22 protein-coding genes and 1 tRNA gene are annotated in these 25,574 nt (G+C 62.8%); 15 read left to right on the forward strand and 8 right to left on the reverse strand.

The features are described from left to right. Nucleotides 1-23 precede the first annotated feature (23 nt). Together LMTR3_RS27730 and LMTR3_RS27735 are read left to right on the forward strand one after the other, a co-directional pair. Nucleotides 24-1,082, forward strand: coding sequence for a phosphotransferase family protein (locus LMTR3_RS27730; protein ID WP_065748144.1), 1,059 nt, complete (start codon nt 24-26; stop codon nt 1,080-1,082). A 198-nt stretch (nt 1,083-1,280) separates the two neighbouring features. Continuing rightward, nucleotides 1,281-2,192 (forward strand): DMT family transporter, encoded by a 912-nt coding sequence (locus LMTR3_RS27735; RefSeq protein ID WP_065748145.1) that lies wholly within the window; start codon nt 1,281-1,283, stop codon nt 2,190-2,192. Nucleotides 2,193-2,385: 193 nt separating this feature from the next. Here the strand turns inward: LMTR3_RS27735 and LMTR3_RS27740 are convergent, their stop codons facing one another. Next, on the reverse strand, nt 2,386-3,171 hold the full coding sequence (locus LMTR3_RS27740; RefSeq protein WP_065748260.1) for an SDR family NAD(P)-dependent oxidoreductase: 786 nt from the start codon (nt 3,169-3,171) through the stop codon (nt 2,386-2,388). A gap of 158 nt (nt 3,172-3,329) precedes the next feature. Between LMTR3_RS27740 and LMTR3_RS27745 the strand changes: the two genes are divergently transcribed. Next, nucleotides 3,330-4,040: a histidine phosphatase family protein gene (locus LMTR3_RS27745; protein WP_065748261.1), complete on the forward strand. Its 711-nt coding sequence runs from the start codon at nt 3,330-3,332 to the stop codon at nt 4,038-4,040. A gap of 89 nt (nt 4,041-4,129) precedes the next feature. Beyond that, nucleotides 4,130-4,897 carry an SDR family NAD(P)-dependent oxidoreductase gene (locus LMTR3_RS27750; protein ID WP_065748146.1) on the forward strand — a complete coding sequence of 256 codons (768 nt, stop codon included), beginning with the start codon at nt 4,130-4,132 and terminating at the stop codon, nt 4,895-4,897. A 161-nt stretch (nt 4,898-5,058) separates the two neighbouring features. On the opposite strand, the gene LMTR3_RS27755 is transcribed toward LMTR3_RS27750, so the two are convergent. Beyond that, nucleotides 5,059-6,282, reverse strand: a complete 1,224-nt coding sequence (locus LMTR3_RS27755; protein ID WP_065748147.1) for a serine hydrolase domain-containing protein — start codon at nt 6,280-6,282, stop codon at nt 5,059-5,061. A gap of 148 nt (nt 6,283-6,430) precedes the next feature. On the opposite strand from LMTR3_RS27755, the gene LMTR3_RS27760 reads away from it, so the two are divergent. Next, a tRNA-Trp gene (locus LMTR3_RS27760) sits at nt 6,431-6,506 on the forward strand. An 88-nt stretch (nt 6,507-6,594) separates the two neighbouring features. Here the strand turns inward: LMTR3_RS27760 and LMTR3_RS27765 are convergent. Further along, a complete protein-coding gene (locus LMTR3_RS27765; RefSeq protein WP_084029846.1) occupies nt 6,595-7,809 on the reverse strand; it encodes an OpgC domain-containing protein in 1,215 nt (404 codons plus the stop codon). A gap of 286 nt (nt 7,810-8,095) precedes the next feature. After that, nucleotides 8,096-8,281, reverse strand: coding sequence for a hypothetical protein (locus LMTR3_RS27770; protein ID WP_065748149.1), 186 nt, complete (start codon nt 8,279-8,281; stop codon nt 8,096-8,098). 383 nt (nt 8,282-8,664) lie between these two features. Between LMTR3_RS27770 and secE the strand changes: the two genes are divergently transcribed. From secE to LMTR3_RS27795, 5 genes are all read left to right on the forward strand, one after another. Next, nucleotides 8,665-8,856 carry a preprotein translocase subunit SecE gene (secE, locus tag LMTR3_RS27775; protein ID WP_065748150.1) on the forward strand — a complete coding sequence of 64 codons (192 nt, stop codon included), beginning with the start codon at nt 8,665-8,667 and terminating at the stop codon, nt 8,854-8,856. A 20-nt stretch (nt 8,857-8,876) separates the two neighbouring features. Beyond that, complete coding sequence (nusG, locus tag LMTR3_RS27780) at nt 8,877-9,407, forward strand: transcription termination/antitermination protein NusG (RefSeq protein ID WP_057849226.1); 531 nt, start codon at nt 8,877-8,879, stop codon at nt 9,405-9,407. Nucleotides 9,408-9,537: 130 nt separating this feature from the next. Continuing rightward, nucleotides 9,538-9,966 carry a 50S ribosomal protein L11 gene (rplK, locus tag LMTR3_RS27785; protein ID WP_065748151.1) on the forward strand — a complete coding sequence of 143 codons (429 nt, stop codon included), beginning with the start codon at nt 9,538-9,540 and terminating at the stop codon, nt 9,964-9,966. Nucleotides 9,967-9,972: 6 nt separating this feature from the next. Then, a complete protein-coding gene (rplA, locus tag LMTR3_RS27790) occupies nt 9,973-10,665 on the forward strand; it encodes a 50S ribosomal protein L1 (RefSeq protein ID WP_057843562.1) in 693 nt (230 codons plus the stop codon). A gap of 128 nt (nt 10,666-10,793) precedes the next feature. Further along, nucleotides 10,794-11,753, forward strand: coding sequence for a 2-hydroxyacid dehydrogenase (locus LMTR3_RS27795; RefSeq protein ID WP_065748152.1), 960 nt, complete (start codon nt 10,794-10,796; stop codon nt 11,751-11,753). Here LMTR3_RS27795 and LMTR3_RS27800 read toward each other — a convergent pair. Then, nucleotides 11,726-12,391, reverse strand: a complete 666-nt coding sequence (locus LMTR3_RS27800; protein ID WP_065748153.1) for a TetR/AcrR family transcriptional regulator — start codon at nt 12,389-12,391, stop codon at nt 11,726-11,728. The genes LMTR3_RS27795 and LMTR3_RS27800 overlap by 28 nt on opposite strands. 94 nt (nt 12,392-12,485) lie before the next feature. On the opposite strand from LMTR3_RS27800, the gene LMTR3_RS27805 reads away from it, so the two are divergent. After that, on the forward strand, nt 12,486-13,157 hold the full coding sequence (locus LMTR3_RS27805; protein WP_065748262.1) for an O-methyltransferase: 672 nt from the start codon (nt 12,486-12,488) through the stop codon (nt 13,155-13,157). 11 nt (nt 13,158-13,168) lie between these two features. Here LMTR3_RS27805 and sigJ read toward each other — a convergent pair whose 3' ends face one another. Genes sigJ through LMTR3_RS27820 form a run of 3 tightly spaced genes read right to left on the reverse strand, consistent with a single transcriptional unit; the run spans nt 13,169 to nt 14,943 of the window. Next, on the reverse strand, nt 13,169-14,050 hold the full coding sequence (gene sigJ / locus LMTR3_RS27810; protein ID WP_141686839.1) for an RNA polymerase sigma factor SigJ: 882 nt from the start codon (nt 14,048-14,050) through the stop codon (nt 13,169-13,171). After that, nucleotides 14,028-14,573 (reverse strand): carboxymuconolactone decarboxylase family protein, encoded by a 546-nt coding sequence (locus LMTR3_RS27815; protein WP_065748155.1) that lies wholly within the window; start codon nt 14,571-14,573, stop codon nt 14,028-14,030. Before LMTR3_RS27815 ends, sigJ begins: the two co-directional genes overlap by 23 nt. Continuing rightward, nucleotides 14,566-14,943 (reverse strand): hypothetical protein, encoded by a 378-nt coding sequence (locus LMTR3_RS27820; protein ID WP_065748263.1) that lies wholly within the window; start codon nt 14,941-14,943, stop codon nt 14,566-14,568. Before LMTR3_RS27820 ends, LMTR3_RS27815 begins: the two co-directional genes overlap by 8 nt. Before the next feature lie 630 nt (nt 14,944-15,573). Here LMTR3_RS27820 and rplJ point away from each other — a divergent pair. The 4 genes from rplJ to rpoC all read left to right on the forward strand — a co-directional run bounded on the left by rplJ (nt 15,574) and on the right by rpoC (nt 25,474). Continuing rightward, complete coding sequence (gene rplJ, locus LMTR3_RS27825; RefSeq protein ID WP_065748156.1) at nt 15,574-16,092, forward strand: 50S ribosomal protein L10; 519 nt, start codon at nt 15,574-15,576, stop codon at nt 16,090-16,092. Nucleotides 16,093-16,142: 50 nt separating this feature from the next. Further along, nucleotides 16,143-16,520, forward strand: coding sequence for a 50S ribosomal protein L7/L12 (gene rplL, locus LMTR3_RS27830; RefSeq protein WP_065748157.1), 378 nt, complete (start codon nt 16,143-16,145; stop codon nt 16,518-16,520). A 483-nt stretch (nt 16,521-17,003) separates the two neighbouring features. After that, nucleotides 17,004-21,122: a DNA-directed RNA polymerase subunit beta gene (gene rpoB / locus LMTR3_RS27835; protein ID WP_065748264.1), complete on the forward strand. Its 4,119-nt coding sequence runs from the start codon at nt 17,004-17,006 to the stop codon at nt 21,120-21,122. 152 nt (nt 21,123-21,274) lie between these two features. Beyond that, on the forward strand, nt 21,275-25,474 hold the full coding sequence (gene rpoC, locus LMTR3_RS27840) for a DNA-directed RNA polymerase subunit beta' (protein WP_065748158.1): 4,200 nt from the start codon (nt 21,275-21,277) through the stop codon (nt 25,472-25,474). Nucleotides 25,475-25,574 lie beyond the last annotated feature (100 nt).

A 25,574-nucleotide genomic window follows, 5' to 3' on the forward strand; every position in this document is an offset into this window, starting at 1 on the left:
AAGAATCTTAAGGGAGCGTCATCGTGGCGGACGGCGTCAGGAAAGACGAAGAGTTCTCGGGCACCAAGGAAGTCGAGGAACGCCATCGCATCGACGAGGCGAGCCTCGACGGCTGGATGCGCGAGCATGTCGAGGGCTATCAGGGGCCGCTCAAGGTCCTGCAGTTCAAGGGCGGCCAGTCCAACCCGACCTACAAGCTCGAAACGCCGGCCCGATCCTACGTGATGCGCCGAAAGCCGTTCGGCAAATTGCTGCCGTCGGCGCATGCGGTCGACCGCGAGTTCCGCGTCATTGCAGCGCTCGGCAAGCAGGGCTTTCCGGTCGCGAAGGCCTACGCGCTGTGCACCGACGAAGCCGTGATCGGGGCCACCTTCTACATCATGTCGATGGAAGACGGCCGGGTGTTTTGGGACCCGACATTGCCGAGCCAGACGCCGGACAACCGGCGCAAGATCTTCACCAGCAAGATCGAGACGCTGGCGAAGCTCCACGTCTTCGATCCGGAGCAGATCGGGCTCGGCGATTTCGGCAAGCCGGGCAATTATTTCGCGCGCCAGATCGACCGCTGGACCAAGCAATACCGCGCCTCGGAAACCCAGCACATTCCGGAATTCGAAAAGGTGGCCGAATGGCTGCCGCGCACCGTACCTGAACAGAAGCGCGTCTCGATCGTCCACGGCGACTACCGCCTCGACAACATGATTTTCCACGCGACGGAACCGCGGGTGCAGGCGGTACTGGACTGGGAACTGTCGACGCTCGGCGATCCCATGGCCGACTTCACCTATCTGTTGATGCAGTGGACGATGCCGGGCTTGGAAAAAGCCGATCTCAAGGCGCTGAACATTCCGAGTCTTGAAGAGGCCGCGCAGATCTACTGCGACGTCACCGGCATGGAAGTGCCCGACCTCAACTGGTACTTCGCCTACAATATGTTCCGCCTCGCCGGCATCACGCAGGGTATTGCCGGACGAATCCGCGACGGCACCGCGGCCAACGCCAAGGCGCTGGAGTCCGCGGCGCGCACCGTGCCGCTGTCGAAGTCCTCCTGGGAGTACGCTCAGAAGGCCGGCGCGACTTAATCCTACTTCGTCATCGCTGCTCAAAAACCCTCATCCTGAGGAGCCCGCGAGAAGCGGGCGTCTCGAAGGATGTAGGCCACAGATGGGGCCTCATGGTTCTCCCGGCGATGCGAAGCATCGTCCGGAGACGCGCGGAGCCTGTCATCGGGCCGCGCTACGCGCGGACCCGTTGGCGCTCCTCACCATGAGGGAATCCAGTTGGCACTCTCACCGAATATCCGCGGCAGCCTGCTGATGGCGGTGTCCATGGCGGCGTTCACCATGAACGACTCCATCACCAAGGTGGTGTCGTCAGAGATGAACTTCGGCCAGGTGATGCTGGTGCGCGGGCTGTTCGCGATTCTGCTGGTCGCGGCGTTCGCGTATTATCAGGACGCGCTGCGTCCGCTGCGCACGCTGGTGCTCAAGCCGGTGGCGCTCAGGGTGTTCGGCGAGATCGGTGGCACGATCTCGTTCATGGCGGCGCTCGTGCATCTGCCGCTCGCCAACACCTCGGCGATCTTCCAGGCATTGCCGCTGGCGATCACGCTCGGCGCCGCCGTGATATTCGGCGAGCCGGTCGGCTGGCGGCGCTGGTCGGCGATTGTCGCAGGCTTCATCGGCGTGCTCATCATCGTGCGGCCGGGGCTTGCCGGCTTCAGCGAGTACTCGCTGTTCGCGCTGGTGTCGGTTGCGTTCTGCGCGCTGCGCGATCTCGCCACCCGGCGCATACCCGCAAAGATCCCGTCGCTGTTCATCACCTTGCTGACGACCGTCACGGTGACGGCGGCCGGCGGCGCTATCCTCGTTCCGCTCGGCGGCTGGACGCCGCCGTCCGCGAGCGCTCTTGGCCTGCAGGCGCTGGCCGCAGTGCTGCTGCTGATCGGCTATCAATGTATCATCTCGGCGCTGCGCTCGGGCGACATCTCAGCGGTGGCGCCGTTCCGCTATTCCGCGCTGCTGTGGGCGATGCTGATCGGCTATCTCGTGTTCGGCGATGTACCCGATACGATGATGGTGCTGGGCGCCTCGATCATCGTGTTGTCAGGCCTCTACGCCTTCTACCGCGAGCGCATCCGCCACCGCGCGCTGGCGGCAGAGTCATCGGGCCTGCCGCCGGATGGGTTGTGATCGCAACGTGCGAAAGCCGTCAGTGAATCGTGGAGCAGAGCGGACCATCATCTCGTGTCCCGGACGCGGTGCGGCACGAAGTGACGCGCCGCAGAGCCGGGACCCATCTTCGTCGGGCACTGCGGAAGCCATGGGCCCCGGCTCAGCAGCGCACCGCTCAGCGGTGCACTGCGTCCGGGGCACGAGGTCATCGCTAAATCGGCTTGCCCGTATACGGCATCGACGCGGTGAGGCCGCCGTCGACCGGGATGGCCTGGCCGTTGACGTAGGAAGCCTCGTCGCTGGCGAGGAAGAGGCCCATCGCGGCGAGTTCGTGCGGCTGGCCGGCACGCTTCAGCGGATTGAGCTGGCCGATCTTGTCGGAGGTGCCGCGCTCCTTGGCGCGGTCGAACACCGGCTTGGTCATGCCGGTCTCGATCAGGCCGGGGCAGACCGCGTTGATGCGCACGCCGGTGCCGGACAGCGAATAGGCGGTGGTCTGCACCAGGCTGATGACGCCGGCCTTGCTCGCGCCATAGGGATGTCCGCTGGCGCCAGCCTTCAAACCCGCGACGGAGGCGGTGCAGACGATCGAGCCGGATTTCTGTTTAATCATGTGCGGCATCGAATGCTTGATCGCGAGGAACGGGCCTATCAGATTGATGCGCAAGACTTCCTGCCAGTGTTCGACGGTCTGCTCGGCCAGCGGCACCAGCCCGCCGCTGACGCCGGCATTGGCCCAGATCGCATCGAGGCTGCCGTACTTCGAAACCGCCTTGTCGATGAACGCCTTCACATCGGCTTCCGAACCGGCATCCGCCATGACAGCCTCGACGGTGCCGCCGGCATCGCTGACGAGCTTGGCGGTCTCCTTCACGCCTTCCGCGCGGTCGACGATGACAAGCTTCGCGCCTTCCCTGGAGAACAGCACCGATGCCGCGCGCCCGATGCCGCTGCCAGCACCTGTGATGACGACGGATTTGCCTTCGAGGCGGCCCATGAGCTTCTCCCTTACGGTGTTATGCGCGCCGGCGTCTGCCGCCTCGCGGAATTCAAACAAGATTTCAAACGCCCAGGAATCTTTGGCTACCAAAGTTACTTGAGGCGATGACTGCTCTGACGTACAGCGACAACGAACAGTATTGGAGGGCTTTGCTGATGTCCAATGCAGACAAATCGCGACTGGTGAGCACGCGCTGGTGGTGGGTGCGCCACGCGCCGGTTCGCGAAGATAACGGCTGCATTTACGGGCAGAAGGATCTCGGCTGCGACTGCAGCGATCGCATCGTGTTCGAGGCGGTCGGAAAAATCCTGCCGCGCAACGCGATCTGGTATGCAAGCAATCTGAAGCGTACGCACCAGACCGCGAGCGCGATCTGGGCCGCGGGTTTTCCGAAACCTTCGGAGATGCCGCATGTGAACGCATTCGCCGAGCAGCATCTCGGTGAGTGGCAGGGCCTCAATCGTGCGGCGTTCCTCGCCAGCCGTCCGCTCGGCAGTCACTGGTTTGCGGAAATCGACGAGGTCCCGCCCGGCGGTGAGAGTTTTATGGACCTCTACAACCGCGTCAGCGGTGCTATCGAACGCATCAATGCCGAACAGGCGGGCAGGGACCTGATCGTCGTCGCCCATGGCGGCACGATCAGAGCCGCCATCGGTCATGCACTCGGCGGCCATCCCGATAAGGGCATGGCCTTCGATATCGACAATTGCTCGGTGACGCGGCTCGATCACCTCTCCAGCGCCAGCCACAGCCGCTGGCGGCTACCGATGGTCAACCAGCAGCCATGGATCGCGGACGCTTCGCACAACGCCATGCACCAGCCGGCGGGACCGGAGGTCGAGCCGCCGGCGACGAAACTTGGCTGAGTCTCAAGTTGTCGAGGACCACAAAGGCTGCTTAGTTCGAATTGAAAAACGAAACCGGCACCGCGCTGGATCAACATCGGGAGAGAGACATGAGCTTGTTCGATATGACCGGGAAAGTCGCCGTCATCACCGGCTCGACGCGCGGCATCGGCCGCGCCATCGCCGAGCGGATGGCGGAGCACGGCGCGAAGGTCGTGATCTCCTCGCGCAAGCAGGATGTTTGCGACCAGGTCACCAAGGAAATCAACGACAAGTTCGGCAAGGGGACGGCGGTCGCGATCGCCGCGAACATTTCCAGCAAGGAAAACCTGCAAAACCTCGTCGACGAGTCCAACCGCGCCTTCGGCAAGATCGACGTGCTGGTCTGCAACGCCGCGTCCAATCCCTATTATGGTCCGCTCGGCGGCATCTCCGATGAACAGTTCCGCAAGATCCTGGACAACAACATCGTCGCCAATAATTGGCTGATCAACATGGTGGTGCCGCAGATGATCGAGCGCAAGGACGGTTCGATCGTGATCGTGTCCTCGATCGGCGGGTTGAAGGGCTCGACCGTGCTCGGCGCCTACGCGATCTCGAAGGCGGCCGACATGCAACTCGCGCGCAATCTGGCCTGCGAATACGGCAAGCACAATATCCGCGTGAATTGCATCGCGCCCGGCCTGATCAAGACCGATTTCGCCAAGGCGCTGTGGGACAATCCGGAGACGCTGAAAGCTTCCACCGCGCGCTCGCCGCTCTTACGCATCGGCGTGCCGGACGAAATCGCGGGCGCTGCGGTGCTGATGGGGTCGAAGGCCGGCGACTTCATGACGGGGCAGACCATCGTGATCGACGGCGGCGCGACGATCAGTTGAGGTTGGCTCGTATCCCGGACGCGGTGCAGCCTAGGCGATGCGAAGCATCGTCCGCCAGCGCTGCTCCGCAGAGCCGGGACCCGTGCGAACCGCGGCGAAGGTGTGGGCCCCGGCTCAGCGACGCATCACTTCGTGCTGCGTCGCGTACGGGGCACGAGAAATCACTCTACCGCCGCGTAGACCAGATCCCGCAGCATGTTGCGGATGTATTCGCGCTGGCCGGGCCCCTGCATCATGAAGACCGTGAACAGGTCTTCCGCGGGATCGACGAAGAAGAATGTGCCGGCCATCCCGCTCCAGAAGAACTGGCCGAGCGATCCCGGGAACGGCGCGATGCCTCTGTGAGTGCGGACTGCGAAGCCAAGCCCAAAACCGTGGCCCGGAGGCATCAGCGGCGAGTCCACCTTCACGCCGGGGGCGAGATGATCCGATGCCATCAGCTCCAGCGTCTTGCGGCCGATGATCCTGTTGCCGTCGAGCGCGCCGCCGTTGAGCAGCATCTGGCAGAACCGCGCATAGTCCATGGTGGTCGAGACCAGCCCGCCGCCGCCGGATTCCATCGCGGGCTTCTCCAGCATGTTGAAGAGCTGCACCTTGTCGCCGTTCCACGGATCATTCGCGAACGGTTCGGCGAGGCGGCCGGCGTTGGCTTCTGAGGTATGGAAAGCGGTCTCGGCCATCTGTAGCGGCGCCAGGATGCGTTCGGTCAGGAACGCGCCGAGCGACTTGCCGGAGACGACTTCGATGATGCGGCCCAGGACGTCGGTCGAGCGGCTGTAGTTCCATTCCGCGCCGGGCTGGCAGATCAACGGCATGCCGGCGATCATGGTGGCGTGCTCGGCGTTGGTGATCTTGCGACTGCGCAGCCGCGACTGCTGATAGAGCTGCTGGACGAGGCCGTTACCGGTGTGGTCGTAGGTCAGGCCGGACGTATGCCGCAGCAGGTCCTGAACCGTCATCTGTCGCTTCGCCGGCACCAGTTCGAGCTTGCCGTTGCTCTCGACGCCGACCTGCTGGGTAGCAAACTCTGGAATGAATTTGGCAACGGGATCGCCGAGGATGAAGTGGCCGTCCTCGACCAGCATCATGATGCCGACCGAGACGATCGGCTTGGTCATCGAGAAGATACGGAAGACGCTGTCATGCGCCATCGGCGCGCTGGCGGCCGGGCTCTGGCGGCCGATCGCATCGAACCAGCCGATCTGGCCGCGCCGGGCCACCATCACGGTGGCGCCGGGCAGGGTTCCCTTGTCCGCCTCCCGCTTGAAAGCGTCCGACATCCGCTGCAGGCGGACGCCCGAGAGGCCGATGGTTTCCGGCTTGGCCTGCGGGAGCGAAGGGGTCTGGGGGGCGGACGTCTGCCGGGCGGCGGTCTGCGCGTTCATGGTGTCTCCCGTTGCGCTTGTTGTTGTGGTGACCAAGTCTGGCGCAGAAGACCTGCTTTGGGTAGGGCAGTAAGCTGCTTCGCCCTTGCAATCAGGGCATGCCCTATGCTTGAAACGGCACGAACCGACGCACGCGCCGGTTCCCTGCAGGAGTGTAGCTCAATTGGTAGAGCACCGGTCTCCAAAACCGGGGGTCGCAGGTTCGAGCCCTGCCACTCCTGCCAGCTAAATCAAATACTTACGCTGATTTTCGACAGGCCGGCGATCCTTCGCGGATCGATCCGCGTCACTTCGCCTTTGCGGAGCGTGAGATCATACAACGCCAACGGCTGATCGTTCAGCCGGCCGGGCCAACTCGCCGCCGATTGGTTGGGATTTGCCCGTGATCGGCGGACCAGCATGGGCGTGGACCGCTTTTTCAACGCGCTTCGACCACGACCGGTAATAGGCGACAGCCGTCATGATGGAGATGCCGGCGGTTCCAACCAGCAGTTGCGGGATGATTCCGTCCGAAGTCGTCGTCAGGACAAAATATCCGATGAACGCAAGGTAGATGCCGACCGCAAACACTTCGAGGGATTGCTGGCCGCATTTGACCAGAGGCTTCCAGATCGCGGCCTGCAGTCCAGCCGCATCGATCGGTATGAATCGCGCGCCCAGGATGATCACGACGGCCAGATGCAGGAAGCGATACGGCGCCAGATTGGTCTTGTCGTTCGGGTTGAAGGCTTCGAACAGAACGCGCGGAAAGACCTTCTGAAGCTCCGGTATCAGCCCTGCCAGCGTCATGACGGCGGCGAAGAGCAAATAAGCCATCCCGAACACGAGGACCGCTCTGGAGCGCACCAGGAAATGCAGCGTGTTGGCCCCGCCCAGCGCCAGCCATGCGCCGAGCACGAAGAGAAGCTGCCACGTGAATGGATTGAAGTACCAAACTCCCGAAGGATAGGAGGGCAGGTTCCAGCCGAATTGCCGGGCGGTGACGTAGAGCAATACGGATCCCAGCATTACCCAGTTGCGATGCCTGAGCATCAGCCAGAGCACCGGCGGAAAAGCAGCCATCAGGACGACATAGAGCGGCAGCACGTCGAGGTTCAGCGGCTTGTATCGGAGCAACAGCCCTTGCGTGATGGTTTCGACCGGCGCGTTCAACAGGGGGGCGACATTGAATCGATCGACGAGGTCAGGCGCGCTGAAGCTGTTTGTGAGGAAATGGACGGAAGCCAGATAAAACACGAACAGCAAAATGTGGGCGACGTAGATTTGCCAGACGCGCCGGAATAGTCTGGTCGTTCCGAAAACGAAGCCGCCCTCGAGCATTCGCCTGCCGAACACGAGCGCCGAGGTGTAGCCGGAAATGAACACGAACAGATCGGCACCGTCGCTGAAGCCGTAATTTCGGAACGAAAACCAGGCCAGCACGCTGGTGGAGACGTGACCGAGAAACATCAGCCAGTTGGCGAGGCCGCGAAACAGGTCGAGCCGCAAATCCCGCTTCGACGGTGGAAGTGCAAGCTCGACCCTCATTTGTTCCAGCCCACCTCTGACAGCAGTCGAGATTTCGGCCGCACCCAGTGCGCCTCGGAGGTGAGGCTTTCAGGGCGCGCGCATGGACTAAAATGATAGGGAGCGGTGCGGCGGGGCTTGTTGAGCCATGTCAAATGCCGGAATCGACTGCGGAATCCCGCAGTCAGGGTGCAAAAACGGATCGATCCCCACGCTGGGGAGTTCGTAGGCCGGATATCGCCGGTACACGACTAAAATTAGCAGTTCAGTCAACTGCTTGGCGAAAATTCCTAGCGCTGTCCGGCAATTAGCCGAAGAATGCGGAGAGGACCGCCATGTCCGAGGTGGCCGGCGTGTCGCCGCGCAGGTCGGCATCGATCACCCGCCGGCAGGCATCGACGGTGACGGTGTCGCCGAGGTCGTGTGCCGCGTCGAGAATGCTCCACGCGGTCTCGCCCGAAGGTCTTTCGTAGTCTTGGCCCAACAGTGCCATGGCCGTCTCACTCCCCAGTGGAGCAAACAGGATATCCAAGAGCTTTGATATCCAAGAGCTTTTAAGATCAGGATGGCGGCCTTTTGTGCATTTGACCCGACCCGGTACCGGCGGTTAACCAATGGCTCCGCCCCGGTCGGTCGGCCACCAGCCAGCCGACAAGGGGGGCGCGGCACCCCGTACCTTGACCTTTTGCCCGGCCGGCAGTAGATACCCGCCACCTGCTGCCGGCCCGTTGAGATGCGGATATCCGGCGCGGCTTTGAATTCCCCCGAACAATCGAGCCCGCTTGGCGGCTCATCCTTCGAGAGAGGGCTGGGCGCTAGAGGGCTGTTCGGATTCGCTTTAAATCGCAATCGTCTCAAAGGACGCGGTACCCAACGATGGCTTTCAGCCCGTTCAAATTCCTGCAGGAAGTGCGCTCGGAGACCGCCAAGGTCACCTGGCCGACGCGCCGCGAGACGACGATCACCACGATCATGGTCTTCGTCATGGTTGCCATGGCTTCGATCTTTTTCTTCATCTCGGATTTGATCATCCGCTACGTCGTCACCTTCCTGCTGGGCGTCCAATGATGAGCACCGGAACCCTTACGATGGACAAGCGCTGGTATATCGTTCACGCCTATTCGAACTTCGAGAAGAAGGTGGCGGAATCGATCCGCGAGCAGGCGAAGCAGCGCGGCCTCGAGGAACTGTTCGACCAGGTGCTGGTGCCGACCGAAAAGGTCACCGAGGTGCGCCGTGGCCGCAAGATCGACGCCGAGCGCAAGTTCTTCCCGGGCTACGTGCTGGTGAAGATGAAACTGACCGACGAGGCGTTCCATCTCATCAAGAACACGCCGAAGGTGACGGGCTTCCTCGGCGCCGAAAACAAGCCGATGCCGATCTCCGAGTCCGAGGCGATGCGGATCCTGCACCAAGTGCAGGAAGGCGTCGAACGTCCGAAGGCGTCGGTGTCGTTCGAAATTGGCGAGAACGTCCGCGTGGCGGATGGTCCGTTTGCGTCGTTCTCCGGCGTGGTTGAGGAAATTGACGAGGCGCGTTCGCGCGTGAAGGTCGCGGTGTCGATCTTCGGCCGCGCCACGCCCGTCGAACTGGAATTCGGTCAGGTCGAGAAGGTCTGATCGGAGCGGCGCGAAGCTTGTCTTCGCGTCAACTAAGGCCGTGGGAGGAAGAGGGCGGTCGCCAACCGCGCTTCAACCGAACCACGGACCCTGAAACCGCCGGCCCCGGCCGGCACAACAGGAGTGATACATGGCAAAGAAAGTGACCGGATACCTGAAGCTTCAGGTCCCGGCCGGTGCGGCCAATCCGTCGCCCCCGATCGGTCCCGCGCTTGGTCAGCGCGGCCTCAACATCATGGAATTCTGCAAGGCGTTCAACGCGCAGACGCAGAAGGAAGAAAAGAACACCCCGATTCCGGTGGTGATCACGATCTACGCCGATCGTTCGTTCACCTTCGAGATGAAGACCCCTCCGATGTCGTTCTTCCTCAAGCAGGCTGCCAAGATCCAGTCCGGCTCGAAAGCTCCGGGCCGCGACAAGGCGGGCCAGGTGACCAAAGCGCAGGTGCGCGAGATCGCCGAGAAGAAGATGAAGGATCTCAATTGCGACTCAATCGAATCGGCCATGAAGATGGTCGAGGGCTCCGCCCGTTCGATGGGTCTGGAAGTTGCGGGGTAACGGACCATGGCAATCGGAAAACGTTTGAAGAAGGTCCGTGAGGGCATCGACCGCGAGAAGCTCTATCCGCTCGCGGATGCCATCAAGATGGTCAAGGAACGCGCCACGTCGAAGTTCGACGAGACGATCGAGATCGCGATCAATCTCGGCGTCGATCCGCGCCACGCCGATCAGATGGTTCGTGGCGTCGTCAACCTGCCGAACGGCACCGGCCGCACGCTGCGCGTCGGCGTGTTCGCCCGTGGCGCCAAAGCGGACGAAGCCAAGGCTGCCGGTGCTGACGTCGTCGGCGCCGAAGACCTGGTCGAGAAGGTCCAGGGTGGCACGATCGACTTCGACCGTTGTATCGCAACCCCCGACATGATGCCGCTGGTTGGCCGCCTCGGTAAGGTGCTCGGCCCCCGCGGCATGATGCCGAACCCGAAGATCGGCACCGTGACGATGGACGTCACGTCAGCCGTGAAGGGCGCCAAGGGCGGCTCGGTCGAATTCCGCGTCGAGAAGGCCGGCATCGTGCAGGCCGGTGTCGGCAAGGCGTCGTTCTCCGAGGAAAAGCTGGTGCAGAACGTCAAAGCGCTCGCGGATGCAGTGGCAAAGGCAAAGCCCGCCGGCGCCAAGGGTACCTACATCCAGCGCGTGGCGGTCTCCTCCACCATGGGCCCGGGCGTCAAGGTCGAGCCGGGCACGCTGCTCGGCTAGTTCGTGGCGGTTTAAGTGAATTGCAGGGGCGGAATCGGGTGACCGATTCCGCCCTTTGCGTTTGATGTCGCTTTTGCGTAATCGTCGCCCCGTTGGACCTGGCAAGGACTTGGCAAGAAGGAAGAACAATGCCCGAGAAAGTCCTGATCTATTCGCGTTTCCCGAAAGCTCAGATGGAGCGCTTTGGCGAACGCTTTGAACTGCTGAACGCCGCCGGCAAGGCGCCGAATGAGGTGTTCTCGGCCGAGCAACTCGCAGACATCAGAGCGCTGATCACGGCGGGCGGCACGCCGCTCCGAGGTGACGCGATGGACATGATGCCGAAACTCGGCGCGATCGTCTGCTACGGCACCGGCTATGACGGCGTCGATCTGGCGGCGGCGGCGAAACGGAAGATCGCCGTCGGCCATAGCCCAGGCGCCAATGCGGCGTCAGTCGCCGACATCGCGGTCACGCTGATGCTGGCCGCCACGCGGCGGTTACTGGTAGCGGATGACTATGTGCGGGGCGGTAGTTGGGCGGCCGCAAAACCGTCGCCGATGATGCGCCCGCAGGCGGGCATGCTCGGCCGCAAGATCGGCGTCTACGGCATGGGGGAGATCGGCCGCAAGATCGCGGTGCGCGTCGCCGCGTTCGAGACCGAGGTCGGCTATTTCAGCCGCCGGCAGCACGATGTGCCGTATAGGTATTTTCCGAGCCTGGATGCGCTGGCCGAATGGTGCAGTGTCCTGATGATCGCGGTGCGGGCAGGCGCCGACACCCATCACGTCGTCGATGCCAATATTCTGCGCAAGCTCGGCAAGGATGGTTACGTCGTCAATATTTCGCGCGGCTCGGTGATCGACCAGCCTGCGCTGATTGCGGCACTGACCGATCAGACCATCGCCGGCGCCGGCCTCGACGTCTACGCCAAGGAGCCGCATGCGCCGGACGCCCTGACGGCACTGCCCAATGTCGTGCTCTCTCCGCACATCGGCGGCCATACGCTGGAGTCGCATGTGGCGATGCAGAACTGCGTGCTGGCCAATCTCGACGCGTTCTTCGCCGGCAAGCCGCTCGCTCACCCCGTGACGTCAAGCTCCGCCTGATCGTCTCCGCGGTGCGCGAGCCCTTTGAGGTAGGCGCAAAACATATCCGCCATGGCGTCGGCATAGGTCTCGATCTCGGCAGGGGTTCGAGGACTTTCCGAAAACTGCTTTCCCACCGCGCTGAGCATCGTTGTGATCAGCTCACCGGCCAGTGCACGCGTCACCTCCGAGGCTTCGGGCAGCGCTTCCTGCATGAAGAGCTGGACAGTGCGGTCTCCCGACGCCCTCGCTTCGTGAGCCTCCGGCGCATCGCGGTAGAGCGGGGCGGCGTCATCCAGTGCGACACGCACCGCGGCCTCATCGCATTCCGAGCGGATGAAGGCGTGGACCAGCGTACGCAGCCGTTCAAGCGGCGGTCTCCGGACGTCCTCAAGGATGCCGCGCAGCAGCTCGGTCGTCTGGCGCCATTCGTCGCTTTGGAGGCGGAAGAGGATCGCCGCCTTGTTCGGGAAGTATTGATACAGCGATCCGACGCTCACGCCGGCCTTCTCGGCCACCCGCGCCGTGGTGAAGCGTTGCGCTCCTTCCTTCGCCAAAACCTGAACAGCAGCACCCAGGATCGCCGCGACGAGCTCGGTCGAGCGGACCTGCTGGGGCCGTTTTCGCGAGGAAACTGAAGGGCTTCGACGATCGGTCATCAGGAGCGGCGGGAATGCGATTAGAAAACGCGAATGATTAGTCGTATTTTTGGACCTGCGCAAGGACGCGCTCACCCCAGTCCGGAGACCCTTCATGACCACCCTGACCACCACCCCGCTTGCGCCCCTGTTGGACCGCCTGTTCGAAGAGGCCTATGCGGCCTCGGCGGAGACCGAGGCTGCCGTGGCCGATCTCTCGCACGAAGCCCGCGCGCGCATGATGCGGAGCAAGACCGATTACCACGACCTCTATGGGCGCTTGAAGAATGCACCGCTCGCCATCTCGCGAGAGACCGGCGCGCTGCTCTATATGCTGGCGCGAAGCTCCCGCGCGCGGACGATCGTCGAGTTCGGGACCTCGTTCGGCATCTCGACCCTGCATCTCGCCGCGGCGCTGCGGGACAATGGCGGCGGCCGCTTGATCACCAGCGAGTTCGAGCCATCCAAGGTGGCGCGGGCCCGCGATAATTTGAGCTCCGGCGGTCTCATCGACCTCGTGGAGATCCGGGAAGGGGACGCCCTGCAGACGCTCAGCGTCGATCTCCCCGATACGATCGACCTGCTGCTGCTCGACGGGGCCAAAGCGCTCTATCCGGAAATCCTGAGGCTGGTCGAGAGCCGCCTTCGGCCGGGCGCCTTAATCGTCGCCGACAACGCCGATGACAGCCCCGATTATCTGGCGCGCGTGCGCGCGTCGGCCGGCGGTTATCTGTCCACGCCATTCGGCGAAGATGTCGAGTTATCCATGCGGATCGGTTCCTGCTGACCGATCCGCATTCAGCTGGGGCGCGGCGCGTGGCGCAGCTTGTCGGGATTGCGGACGACATAGATCGCGGCGATTCTTTCGCCATCGATCGCCATGCTCAAGGTGAAGTCGAGTTCGCCATCGAGATAGAGTAGCGCGCCAATGGCGCCGTTGATGACCGCCGGCTCGATACGGACGTCCTGGCCGGCGGTTTTGCCGGCAATGCCGACGAAGAAGCGCGCGACTTTGTTTTTCCCAACAATCGGATTGCGCGCCGCGAATTTGCGGCCGCCGCCATCGGTGATCGCAACCGCATCCTCGCGCAGCAATTCGGCCAGCCGACTGACATCGCCGCTGGCGACCGCTTCGCTGAAGAGACGCAGGAGGCGCGCGTGATTGTCCGGCGCGGCCGCAGGTGCCGGGCGGTTTTCGCGTACCGCTCGGCGGGCGCGCGAGGCAAGTTGACGGCAGGCGGCCTCGCTATGGTCGAGCATCGCGGCGATTTCGGAAAACGGCGTGTCGAACACATCGTGCAGCAGGAAGGCCGCGCGCTCCATCGGAGAAAGCCGGTCCAACGCCAGCAACAAGGCGAACGACAGGTCGTCGGCCAGTTCGGTGGCGGCTTCGGCCGACAGACTTTCCGCGTCGAACACAGGCTCCGGAAGCCAAGGCCCGATATAGATCTCGCGCTGCGCCTTCGCGCTCTTCAGGCGATCGAGACAAAGCCGGGTCACGACGGTGACGAGAAACGCTTCCGCGTTGCGGACATCCTGTGCGCCGGTGAATCGCAGATAGGCATCCTGCACGACGTCTTCGGCGTCGCTGCGGCTGCCGAGCATGCGATAGGCGAGCCCGAGCAGGCGCCCGCGATGGGGCGCCAGCGGGTCGCCGTCATGCAGCCTGTTTGACGACATCGACATTGTGCCCATTCACTGAGACGCGGCGGCACTCCTTGGCATAGCCGAGCCCGGCTTTCACCATCGGGAACATGCGGCCGAGCTGGAGCGCCATCGTGAGGTCTATCACGCCTTTCGAGCCCCACTGGGCGCGGACGGCATCGCGAAACTCATCGTCATTGGGGGAGCGGCGCACCACGGCGTCGGCAAACCGGAACCCGAGCATGGTCGCGTCATTCATCGCGCGCGGATCGCGGCGCAGCACCGCTTCGATCTGGTCCTTGGCCATTCCGGCCTCCAGCGCCATGTCGACGACGAGCTGGGTACAGGGGCCGCAATCCTCCGCCAGCGCGCCGACGATTTTGGCAGCGAAGCTGGCATCGATCGGGACCGCCTCGCGGTGCGCGGCCGCCTTCATGATGGGCGCGAACTTGAAAAAGCCGGCAGGCGATTCGTTCAGCATCATTTCGAGATAGCTGACGTCGTAACCATAGCGCCTGGCGAATGCACGCAAACTGCGGCGGGCGATCCAACTACGCATGTTGTTCTCCTTGGTTGGGGAAGGCGGAATAGAGGGCGAGTGCGGAGGGCAGGACCACGGCAAGGAGATCGAACGCGGCGTGCTGTGCGTGCCCGCTAATGATCAGCACCAGGTGGATCAGACCGTGCGCGGCGAGGAAGCCGGCGCCTGCCACGGCTGCCGGCCAATAACGCGGGCGCCAAGCCCGCATGGCCAGCGCCAGACCGGCCACGAGGAACGCGGCACCGATGTCCTGAACAAAATGTGGGTTGAACGGGCCGGTGTCGGTCACCCCGGGCACGGTTTCGTACCAGAGCGGTCCGGCCATAAGCATGGCCAGCCCGTTCAGAACCGGAGGTATCGCAAGAATGGCCGCCAACTGACGCCGCATGGGAACCTCCTGCGGCCAAGACGAGGCGGGCGTCGCCGGTGTGACGAAACCCGTCAAAGAAATTTCGAGATCCGGAACGAAAATTGTTTTCCGACCGGTCGGTGGAATTGGTGTGAATTTTGCCCTTGGCAAGCCGGGCAAGACTCGTTAAACAACGGCCTCCAGGCGTGCTGGCCGTAGCTGGCACGTCTGTGTGCGCATTCCGAAAACCCGTTACGGTAGGAGATCATTCCTTTCAGGACATCCGCATGGATTGCTCGAAAGGAAGGAAAACTCATCGTTTCGTGGAATGCGGCAGGGGTCCTTCGGCTTGCCGGATGGCCCCGATCCTGTCCGAGACTGCAGGCGCCCGCGAAGAAACGCAAGTTCCTCAACGGCTTAATCTTATAGCCTGCATAGACGGGTGAAGACCGGATTTCGCTTTAGCGTCGCCTCGTGCGGCGCCATGGCTGATTTGGTTCGAACCTCGACACCCCGCGCCATCTGGTTCGGGAGGGCAGGCTTTTCAAATGTCGTCTGCCCGGCGTGTCCTCGAGACTGGTGTCTAGAGGTCAGGTTTTGGGCGAGACGATGGGTGCAACCCGGCGGTCTCGCTCGTAAGCGAAGGCCGCCAACCGGAGAGAGCTTGCTGTGGAAAGAGCGGCAAAAAAGGACGCGGTTGAAGCGCTGAACGAGGTCTTCAAGACCACGAGCGTTGCAGTCGTCGCCCATTATTCCGGCCTCACCGTGGCCCAGATGCAGAAGCTGCGCATGCAGATGAAGCAGGCGGGCGCGTCGGTGAAGGTCTCGAAGAACCGTCTCGCCAAAATTGCTCTTGAAGGCACGGACGTCGTTGCCATTGGCTCCCTTTTGAAGGGGCCGACCGTGATCGCGACTTCAAACGATCCGGTAGCGGCGCCGAAGGTTGCCATGGAGTTCGCCAAGACGAATGAGAAGTTCGTCATTCTCGGCGGCTCGATGGGTAAAACCGTCCTGGATGTGAACGGCGTGAAGGCGCTTGCCTCATTGCCGTCGCTGGACGAACTGCGCGGCAAGCTTGTCGGCCTCCTGGTGGCGCCGGCAACCAAGATCGCTCAGCTCTCCACTGCGCCCGCGGCCAAGCTCGCGCGCGTCGTCCAGGCCTATGCCTCAAAGAGTGAAGCGGCCTGACCCTTCGCAAATCAAATCTGGTTCGAATCAAACCTTTAAGGAACTGATCAATGGCTGACCTACAGAAAATCGTCGACGACCTCTCGAGCCTCACGGTGCTCGAAGCTGCCGAGCTCGCGAAGCTCCTCGAAGAAAAGTGGGGCGTTTCCGCCGCTGCCGCCGTGGCGGTTGCCGGTCCCGCGGGTGGCGGCGCCGCTGCTGCTCCGGCTGAAGAAAAGACCGACTTCACCGTCGTTCTCGCTTCCGCCGGCGAAAAGAAGATCGAAGTCATCAAGGAAGTCCGCGCCATCACCGGCCTGGGCCTCAAGGAAGCCAAGGACCTCGTCGAAGGCGCGCCCAAGCCGGTCAAGGAAGGCGTGAACAAGGAAGAGGCCGACAAGCTCAAGGCCCAGCTCGAAAAGGCTGGCGCCAAGGTTGAGCTGAAGTAACACAAGTTACTTCAGCGAAATCCCGGGCGGGCGTCAGCGCGACCCGGGATCTCCTGCCAGCGGCGTGGATGGCCGGAGCTTGCAGAGTTTGTGCTGTGGGGTAGCCCGGAGCACGGCGTACACAAAAAAGTGTGGGGATTCGCGGGGTTACCCCTCGAATCTCCACGATTGCCGCCCCATATCGGGTCGGCAGCAGGAAAGCGCGGTAAGGCGGCGGGGACGGCAGGGTCCCCGGCGTAACCCGTTGGGAGACAGTCAGATTTCGGGCTTTTTCAGTCCGTGAAACCACCAGTTATGACGGGCGGGTGCAGTCATGCGCCCGCGCGTCGTTTTGCGTTTTGAAGGGCTGGAGAACGGGTTCAGGATTTAATTCCTGGAAGTGGGCTTTGTTCCTTTCGAGCGATTCGACAATTCAACCCGGGGGCGATGGCAGTCGCGCTTCGGAAGGTTCGCCCACTAAGGCGACGAAAATGAGAGGCCATGATGGCGCAGCAGACATTCACCGGTCGCAAACGGGTCCGCAAGTTCTTCGGACACATCAAGGAAGTCGCCGAGATGCCGAACCTGATCGAGGTTCAGAAGGCGTCCTACGACCAGTTCCTGATGGTCAATGAGCCGGTCGGCGGACGACTGGACGAGGGCCTGCAGGCGGTGTTCCGCTCGGTGTTCCCGATCTCGGATTTCTCCGGCACCTCGATGCTGGAATTCGTCCGCTACGAATTCGAGCCGCCGAAATACGACGTCGACGAGTGCCGCCAGCGCGGAATGACCTATGCTGCGCCGCTGAAGGTGACGTTGCGCCTGATCGTGTTCGATATCGACGAGGAAACCGGCGCCAAGTCGGTCAAGGACATCAAGGAGCAGGACGTCTACATGGGCGACATCCCGCTCATGACCATGAACGGCACCTTCGTCGTCAACGGCACCGAGCGCGTCATCGTCTCGCAGATGCACCGGTCGCCCGGCGTTTTCTTCGACCACGACAAGGGCAAGACCCATTCGTCCGGCAAGCTGTTGTTTGCCGCGCGCGTGATTCCGTATCGCGGTTCCTGGCTCGACATCGAGTTCGACGCCAAGGACATCGTGTTCGCGCGCATCGACCGTCGCCGCAAGATCCCAGTGACCTCGCTGATGTACGCGCTCGGTCTCGACGGCGAGACGATTCTGTCCACCTTCTACAAGAAGATCAATTTCAAGCGCGCCAAGGAAGGTTGGCGCGTGCCGTTCGACGCCGCCCGTTTCCGCGGCTACTCGACCATCAACGACCTGATCGACGCCGACACCGGCAAGGTGGTGCTCGAGGCCGGCAAGAAGCTGACCGTGCGCGCGGCGCGCCAGTTGCAGGAAAAGGGCCTGAAAGCCCTGCGCCTGTCGGATGAAGAGCTGATCGGCAACTATCTCGCCGAGGATCTCGTCAACCCGAAGACCGGTGAAATCTATGCCGAAGCCGGCGAGGAGCTCACCGAGAAGTCGCTGAAGGCACTGAACGAGCAGGGCTACAAGGAACTGCCGCTGCTCGACATCGATCACGTCAATGTCGGTGCCTACATCCGCAACACGCTGCATGCCGACAAGAACATGACGCGTGAAGACGCGCTGTTCGACATCTACCGCGTGATGCGTCCGGGCGAGCCGCCGACGATCGATTCGGCCCAGACCATGTTCCAGTCGCTGTTCTTCGACGCCGAGCGTTACGACCTCTCCGCGGTCGGCCGCGTCAAGATGAACATGCGCCTCGAACTTGATGCGCCCGACACCCACCGCACGCTGCGCAAGGAAGACATCCTGGCCGTCATCAAGACGCTGGTCGACCTGCGCGACGGCAAGGGCGAGATCGACGACATCGACCATCTCGGCAACCGCCGTGTGCGTTCGGTCGGCGAACTCATGGAGAACCAGTACCGCATCGGCCTCCTGCGCATGGAGCGCGCGATCAAGGAGCGCATGTCCAGCGTCGACATCGACACCGTGATGCCGCAGGACCTGATCAATGCCAAGCCGGCGGCTGCCGCGGTGCGCGAGTTCTTCGGCTCGTCCCAGCTCTCGCAGTTCATGGATCAGACCAACCCGCTGTCGGAGATCACCCACAAGCGCCGCCTCTCGGCGCTTGGACCGGGCGGTCTGACCCGCGAGCGCGCCGGCTTCGAGGTGCGCGACGTGCATCCGACGCATTACGGCCGCATCTGCCCGATCGAGACGCCGGAAGGTCCGAACATCGGCCTGATCAACTCGCTGGCGACGTTCGCGCGCGTCAACAAGTACGGCTTCGTCGAAACGCCTTACCGCAAGGTGAAGGACGGCCGCGTCACCGACGAGGTCGTGTATCTCTCGGCGATGGAGGAGGGCCGTTATCGCGTGGCGCAGGCAAACGTGCCGCTCGATGCCAAGGGCCGCTTCACCGAAGATCTGATCGTCTGCCGTCACGCCGGCGAAGTGCTGCCGATCACGCCGGACAAGGTCGACTATATGGACGTGTCGCCGAAGCAACTCGTCTCTGTTGCCGCGGCGCTGATCCCGTTCCTCGAGAACGACGACGCCAACCGTGCGCTAATGGGCTCGAACATGCAGCGCCAGGCGGTGCCGCTGGTTCGCGCCGAGGCGCCGTTCGTCGGTACCGGCATGGAAGGCGTGGTGGCCCGTGACTCCGGTGCCGCGATCGCCGCCCGCCGTTCCGGCGTGATCGACCAGATCGACGCCACCCGCGTCGTGATCCGCGCCACCGAAGATCTCGATCCGACCAAGTCGGGCGTCGATATCTACCGGCTGATGAAGTACCAGCGCTCCAACCAGTCGACCTGCATCAACCAGCGTCCGCTGGTGAAGGTCGGCGACATCGTCAAGAAGGGCGACATCATTGCCGACGGTCCCTCGACCGATCTCGGCGAGCTCGCGCTCGGCCGCAACGTGCTGGTCGCGTTCATGCCGTGGAATGGCTACAACTTCGAAGACTCGATCCTGCTCTCCGAGCGGATCGTGAAGGACGACGTCTTCACCTCGATCCACATCGAGGAGTTCGAGGTGATGGCCCGCGACACCAAGCTCGGACCTGAGGAAATCACCCGCGACATTCCGAACGTTTCGGAAGAGGCGCTGAAAAACCTCGACGAAGCCGGCATCGTCTATATCGGCGCCGAAGTCCGCGCCGGCGACATCCTGGTCGGCAAGATCACGCCGAAGGGCGAAAGCCCGATGACGCCGGAAGAAAAGCTTTTGCGCGCCATCTTCGGCGAAAAGGCTTCCGACGTCCGCGACACCTCGCTGCGCGTGCCTCCGGGCGTGCAGGGTACGATCGTGGAAGTGCGTGTGTTCAACCGCCACGGCGTCGACAAGGACGAGCGCGCGCTGGCGATCGAGCGGGAAGAGATCGAGCGTCTGGCCAAGGACCGCGACGACGAGCAGGCGATCCTTGACCGCAACGTCTACGGCCGCCTCGCCGAGCTCTTGGAAAACCGCCAGGGCATCGCGGGTCCGAAGGGCTTCAAGAAGGACACCAAGATCACGCGCGCCGTGCTCGAGGAGTATCCGAAGTCGCAGTGGTGGATGTTTGCGTCACCGAACGACAAGCTGATGGCCGAAATCGAGGCGATGCGGAAGCAGTACGACGAGTCGAAGAAGGGCCTTGAACAGCGCTTCCTCGACAAGGTCGAAAAGCTGCAGCGTGGCGACGAGTTGCCGCCCGGCGTGATGAAGATGGTCAAGGTCTTCGTCGCGGTGAAGCGCAAGATCCAGCCCGGCGACAAGATGGCCGGCCGCCACGGCAACAAGGGCGTGGTGTCCAAGATCGTTCCGATCGAGGACATGCCGTTCCTCGAGGACGGCACCCATGCCGACATCGTGCTCAATCCGCTCGGCGTGCCCTCGCGCATGAACGTCGGCCAGATTCTGGAGACACATCTCGGTTGGGCGTGCGCCGGCCTCGGCAAGCGCATCGGCCAGACCATCGACGGCTATTATCAGAAGCAGGATCTCAAGCCGCTGCGCGAGACCCTGAAGAAGATCTATGGCGACGATGAAACCATCAAGACGCTGAACGACAACGAGCTGATGGAGCTGGGCCGCAATCTGAGCCACGGCGTGCCGATCGCGACGCCGGTGTTCGACGGCGCCAAGGAAGCCGACATCGAGGAGATGCTGAAGCTCGCGGGCTTCGACGCCTCCGGCCAGTCGACCGTCTATGACGGCCGCACCGGCGACGCCTTCGATCGCAAGGTGACGGTAGGCTACATCTACATGCTCAAGCTGCACCATCTGGTCGACGACAAGATCCACGCGCGTTCGATCGGTCCGTACTCGCTCGTCACCCAGCAGCCGCTGGGCGGCAAGGCGCAGTTCGGCGGCCAGCGCTTCGGCGAAATGGAGGTGTGGGCGCTGGAAGCCTACGGCGCGGCCTACACGCTGCAGGAAATGCTGACCGTGAAGTCGGACGACGTTGCCGGCCGTACCAAGGTGTACGAGGCGATCGTGCGCGGCGACGACACGTTCGAGGCGGGTATTCCGGAGTCGTTCAACGTGCTGGTCAAGGAAATGCGCTCGCTCGGCCTCAACGTCGACCTGCACAATTCCAAGATGGGACCGGCGCCGACGTCCGAGGCGGCTGAGTAACGCTTGAGATTCCATGTCCGGCCCAAAGCGCGAGGCAAGCTTCGCGCAAAAGGGCCGGGCATTCGCGCTCCTCTCGGACGTTGAGTGGGGCGCGCACCAAATAAGAGTTTCGAATTTGCTGCCGGTGACGACCGGCACGCGAGGAGAAGACGATGAACCAAGAAATTATGAATCTCTTCAATCCGACGACCCCGGCCCAGGTCTTCGACCAGATCCGGATCTCGATTGCGTCCCCGGAGAAGATTCTGTCCTGGTCCTACGGCGAGATCAAGAAGCCGGAGACCATCAACTACCGGACCTTCAAGCCGGAGCGCGACGGCCTGTTCTGTGCCCGCATCTTCGGGCCGATCAAGGATTACGAGTGCTTGTGCGGCAAGTACAAGCGGATGAAGTACAAGGGCATCATCTGCGAAAAGTGCTCGGTCGAAGTGACGCTGTCGCGCGTCCGGCGCGAGCGCATGGGTCATATCGAGCTGGCGGCACCCGTTGCCCACATCTGGTTCCTGAAGTCGCTGCCGTCCCGCATCGGCCTTCTGCTCGACATGACGCTGAAGGATCTCGAGCGGATCCTGTACTTCGAATACTACGTCGTGCTGGAGCCGGGCCTGACCGCGCTCAAGGACCGTCAGCTCTTGTCGGAAGACGAGTACCTGAAGGCGCAGGACGAATACGGCCAGGATTCGTTCACCGCCATGATCGGCGCGGAAGCGATCCGCGAGCTGTTGAAGGGTCTCGAGCTCGAAAAGCTCGAGCAGTCCCTGCGCGCGGAGATGCAGGAGACTGAATCCGACATCAAGCACAAGAAGCTCGCCAAGCGGCTGAAGATCGTTGAAGCGTTCCGCTATTCCGGCAACAAGCCGGAGTGGATGATCCTGACCGTGGTGCCGGTGATCCCGCCGGACCTGCGTCCGCTGGTGCCGCTCGACGGCGGCCGCTTCGCGACCTCGGACCTCAACGACCTCTACCGCCGCGTCATCAACCGCAACAACCGCTTGAAGCGGCTGATGGAGCTGCGCGCGCCCGACATCATCATCCGCAATGAAAAGCGCATGCTGCAGGAGGCCGTCGACGCGCTATTCGACAACGGCCGCCGCGGCCGCGTCATCACCGGCGCCAACAAGCGCCCGCTGAAGTCGCTGGCCGACATGCTCAAGGGCAAGCAGGGCCGCTTCCGGCAGAACCTGCTCGGCAAGCGCGTCGACTATTCGGGCCGTTCGGTGATCGTGGTCGGTCCCGAGCTGCGGCTGCATCAGTGCGGCCTGCCGAAGAAGATGGCGCTCGAACTGTTCAAGCCGTTCATCTATTCGCGGCTCGACGCCAAGGGCCTGTCCACCACCGTGAAGCAGGCGAAGAAGCTGGTCGAAAAGGAGCGTCCCGAGGTCTGGGATATCCTCGACGAGGTGATCCGCGAGCATCCGGTGCTGCTCAACCGCGCGCCGACGCTGCACCGCCTCGGCATCCAGGCGTTCGAGCCGGTGTTGATCGAAGGCAAGGCGATCCAGCTCCATCCGCTGGTTTGCGCGGCGTTCAACGCCGACTTCGACGGCGACCAGATGGCCGTGCACGTTCCGCTGTCGCTGGAAGCGCAGTTGGAAGCGCGCGTCCTGATGATGTCGACCAACAACATCCTGCATCCGGCGAACGGTCAGCCGATCATCGTGCCGTCGCAGGACATCGTGCTCGGCCTCTATTATCTCTCGATCATGCGTGAAGGCCTGCCCGGCGAGGGCAAGATCTTCGGCGACATGGCCGAGCTCGAGCACGCCCTGCATTCGAAGGTCATCCACCTCCACACCAAGATCAAGTACCGGTGGGAGGGCACCGACGAGAGCGGCAAGGCAACCAAGCGCTGGATCGAGACCACCGCGGGCCGCGTCATGCTCGGCAACGTGCTGCCGAAGAACCCGCGGATTTCGTACGAGATCATCAACAAGCTGATGACCAAGCGCGAAATCTCCGGCGTGATCGACCAGGTCTACCGCCACTGCGGTCAGAAGGAGACCGTGATCTTCTGCGACCGCATCATGGCGCTCGGCTTCTACAATGCGTTCAAGGCCGGCATCTCCTTCGGCAAGGACGACATGGTGGTGCCGCACAGCAAGTGGAAGATCGTCGACACCACCCGTACGCTGGCGAAGGATTTCGAGCAGCAGTACAACGACGGCCTGATCACCCATGGCGAGAAGTACAACAAGGTGGTCGACGCCTGGTCGAAGGCGACCGAAGAAATCGCCAAGGAGATGATGAAGGAAATCTCCTCGACCAAGAAGACGCCGAAGGGCGCCGACGCCGACATCAACTCGATCTACATGATGGCGCATTCGGGCGCGCGTGGTTCGCCGGCCCAGATGCGTCAGCTCGCCGGTATGCGCGGCCTGATGGCGAAGCCGTCGGGTGAGATCATCGAGACGCCGATCATTTCCAACTTCAAGGAAGGTCTGTCGGTGCTCGAATACTTCAACTCGACCCACGGCGCCCGCAAGGGTCTCGCGGATACCGCGTTGAAGACCGCGAACTCCGGTTACCTGACCCGCCGCCTGGTCGACGTGGCGCAGGACTGCATCATCACGCAGGACGATTGCGGCACCAAGCTCGGCATCAAGATGCGCGCCATCGTCGATGCCGGCACGGTGGTCGCTTCGCTGGCCTCGCGTATTCTCGGCCGCACCGCGGGCGAGGATCTGCGCGATCCCGCGACCAACAAGGTCGTGGTCAAGCGCGGCACGCTGATGGAGGAGTCGCATGTCGACGCCATCCACCAGGCCGGCATCCAGGAGGTGAAAATCCGTTCGGCGCTGACCTGCGAACTCGTCAACGGCATCTGCGGCAAGTGCTATGGCCGCGATCTGGCCCGCGGCACACCGGTCAACCACGGTGAGGCGGTCGGCGTGATAGCGGCGCAGTCGATCGGCGAGCCCGGCACGCAGCTCACGATGCGCACGTTCCACATCGGCGGCGCAGCGCAGATCAACGAGCAGTCGTTCGTCGAATCGAACTTCGAGGGCAAGGTCACCATCAAGAACAAGGCCATCGCCCGGAATAGCGAAGGCCACTTGATCGCGATGGTCCGCAACATGGTGGTTGCGATCGTCGATTCCGACGGCACCGAGCGGGCGACGCACCGTATTCAGTACGGCTCGCGCATGCACGTCGACGAAGGCGACATGGTCAAGCGTGGCCAGCGCATCGCGGAATGGGATCCGTACACCCGTCCGGTTCTCACCGAAGTCGAGGGCACCATCGGGTTCGAGGACCTCGTCGAGGGCCAGTCGATTTCGGAAACGCTCGACGAATCCACCGGTATCGCCAAGCGCGTCGTCATCGACTGGCGCGCCGCGCGGGGCGGGGCGGATCTGCGTCCGGCGATCGTGGTCAAGGGCAAGGACGGCAAGGTGCTCAAGCTCGCGCGTGGCGGCGATGCCCGCTACATGCTGTCGGTCGACGCCATCCTGTCGGTGGATACCGGCGCGAAGGTCAAGGCCGGTGACATCCTGGCGCGTATCTCGACCGAAAGCGCCAAGACCCGCGACATCACCGGCGGTCTGCCGCGGGTGGCCGAACTGTTCGAGGCCCGCAAGCCGAAGGACGCGGCGATCATCGCGGAAATCGCCGGCACGATCCGTTTCGGCCGCGACTACAAGAACAAGCGCCGCATCTCGATCGAGCCGATGGACAAGACCGAGGAGCCGCGCGAGTACCTGATCCCGAAGGGCAAGCACATCCATCTGCAGGACGGCGACATCGTCGAAAAGGGCGATTTCATCGTCGAAGGCAATCCGGCGCCGCACGACATCCTGGCGATCAAGGGCATCGAGGAACTCGCTGCCTATCTGGTCAACGAAATCCAGGAAGTCTACCGGCTGCAGGGCGTGCTCATCAACGACAAGCACATCGAGGTGATTGTCCGTCAGATGCTGCAGAAGGTCGAGATCACCGACCAGGGCGACACCGACATGATCTCGGGCGAGCAGGTCGACAAGATCGAGTTCGACGCGCTCAACCTGAAGGCAAAGGAAGAGGGCAAGAAGCCCGCCACGGGAACGCCGGTTCTGCTCGGCATCACCAAGGCGAGCCTGCAGACCCGCTCGTTCTTCTCGGCGGCCTCGTTCCAGGAGACCACCCGCGTGCTCACCGAAGCCGCCGTCAACGGCAAGGTGGATCCGCTGGAAGGCCTCAAGGAAAACGTCATTGTCGGCCGGCTGATCCCGGCGGGCACCGGCGCCTCGATGGCCAAGATCCGCGAAGTCGCCGTCAAGCGCGACAAGCTGATCCTGGACGAACGCGAGAAGCAGTCGGCGATCGTGCCGACCGCTCCGGAAGCCGAACCTTTGGCGCTGCCGCCGGCGGAGTAAAGGTTCCACGCCAATCAACGAGAAAGCCGGCTGCGAAGCCGGCTTTTTCTTTTTGCGAACGAGGATATTGCTTCACCCGGATGGGTGACCGCTGCTATCA

Source organism: Bradyrhizobium sp. LMTR 3 (genome assembly GCF_001693485.1).
In the GTDB taxonomy this organism is placed as follows: domain Bacteria; phylum Pseudomonadota; class Alphaproteobacteria; order Rhizobiales; family Xanthobacteraceae; genus Bradyrhizobium.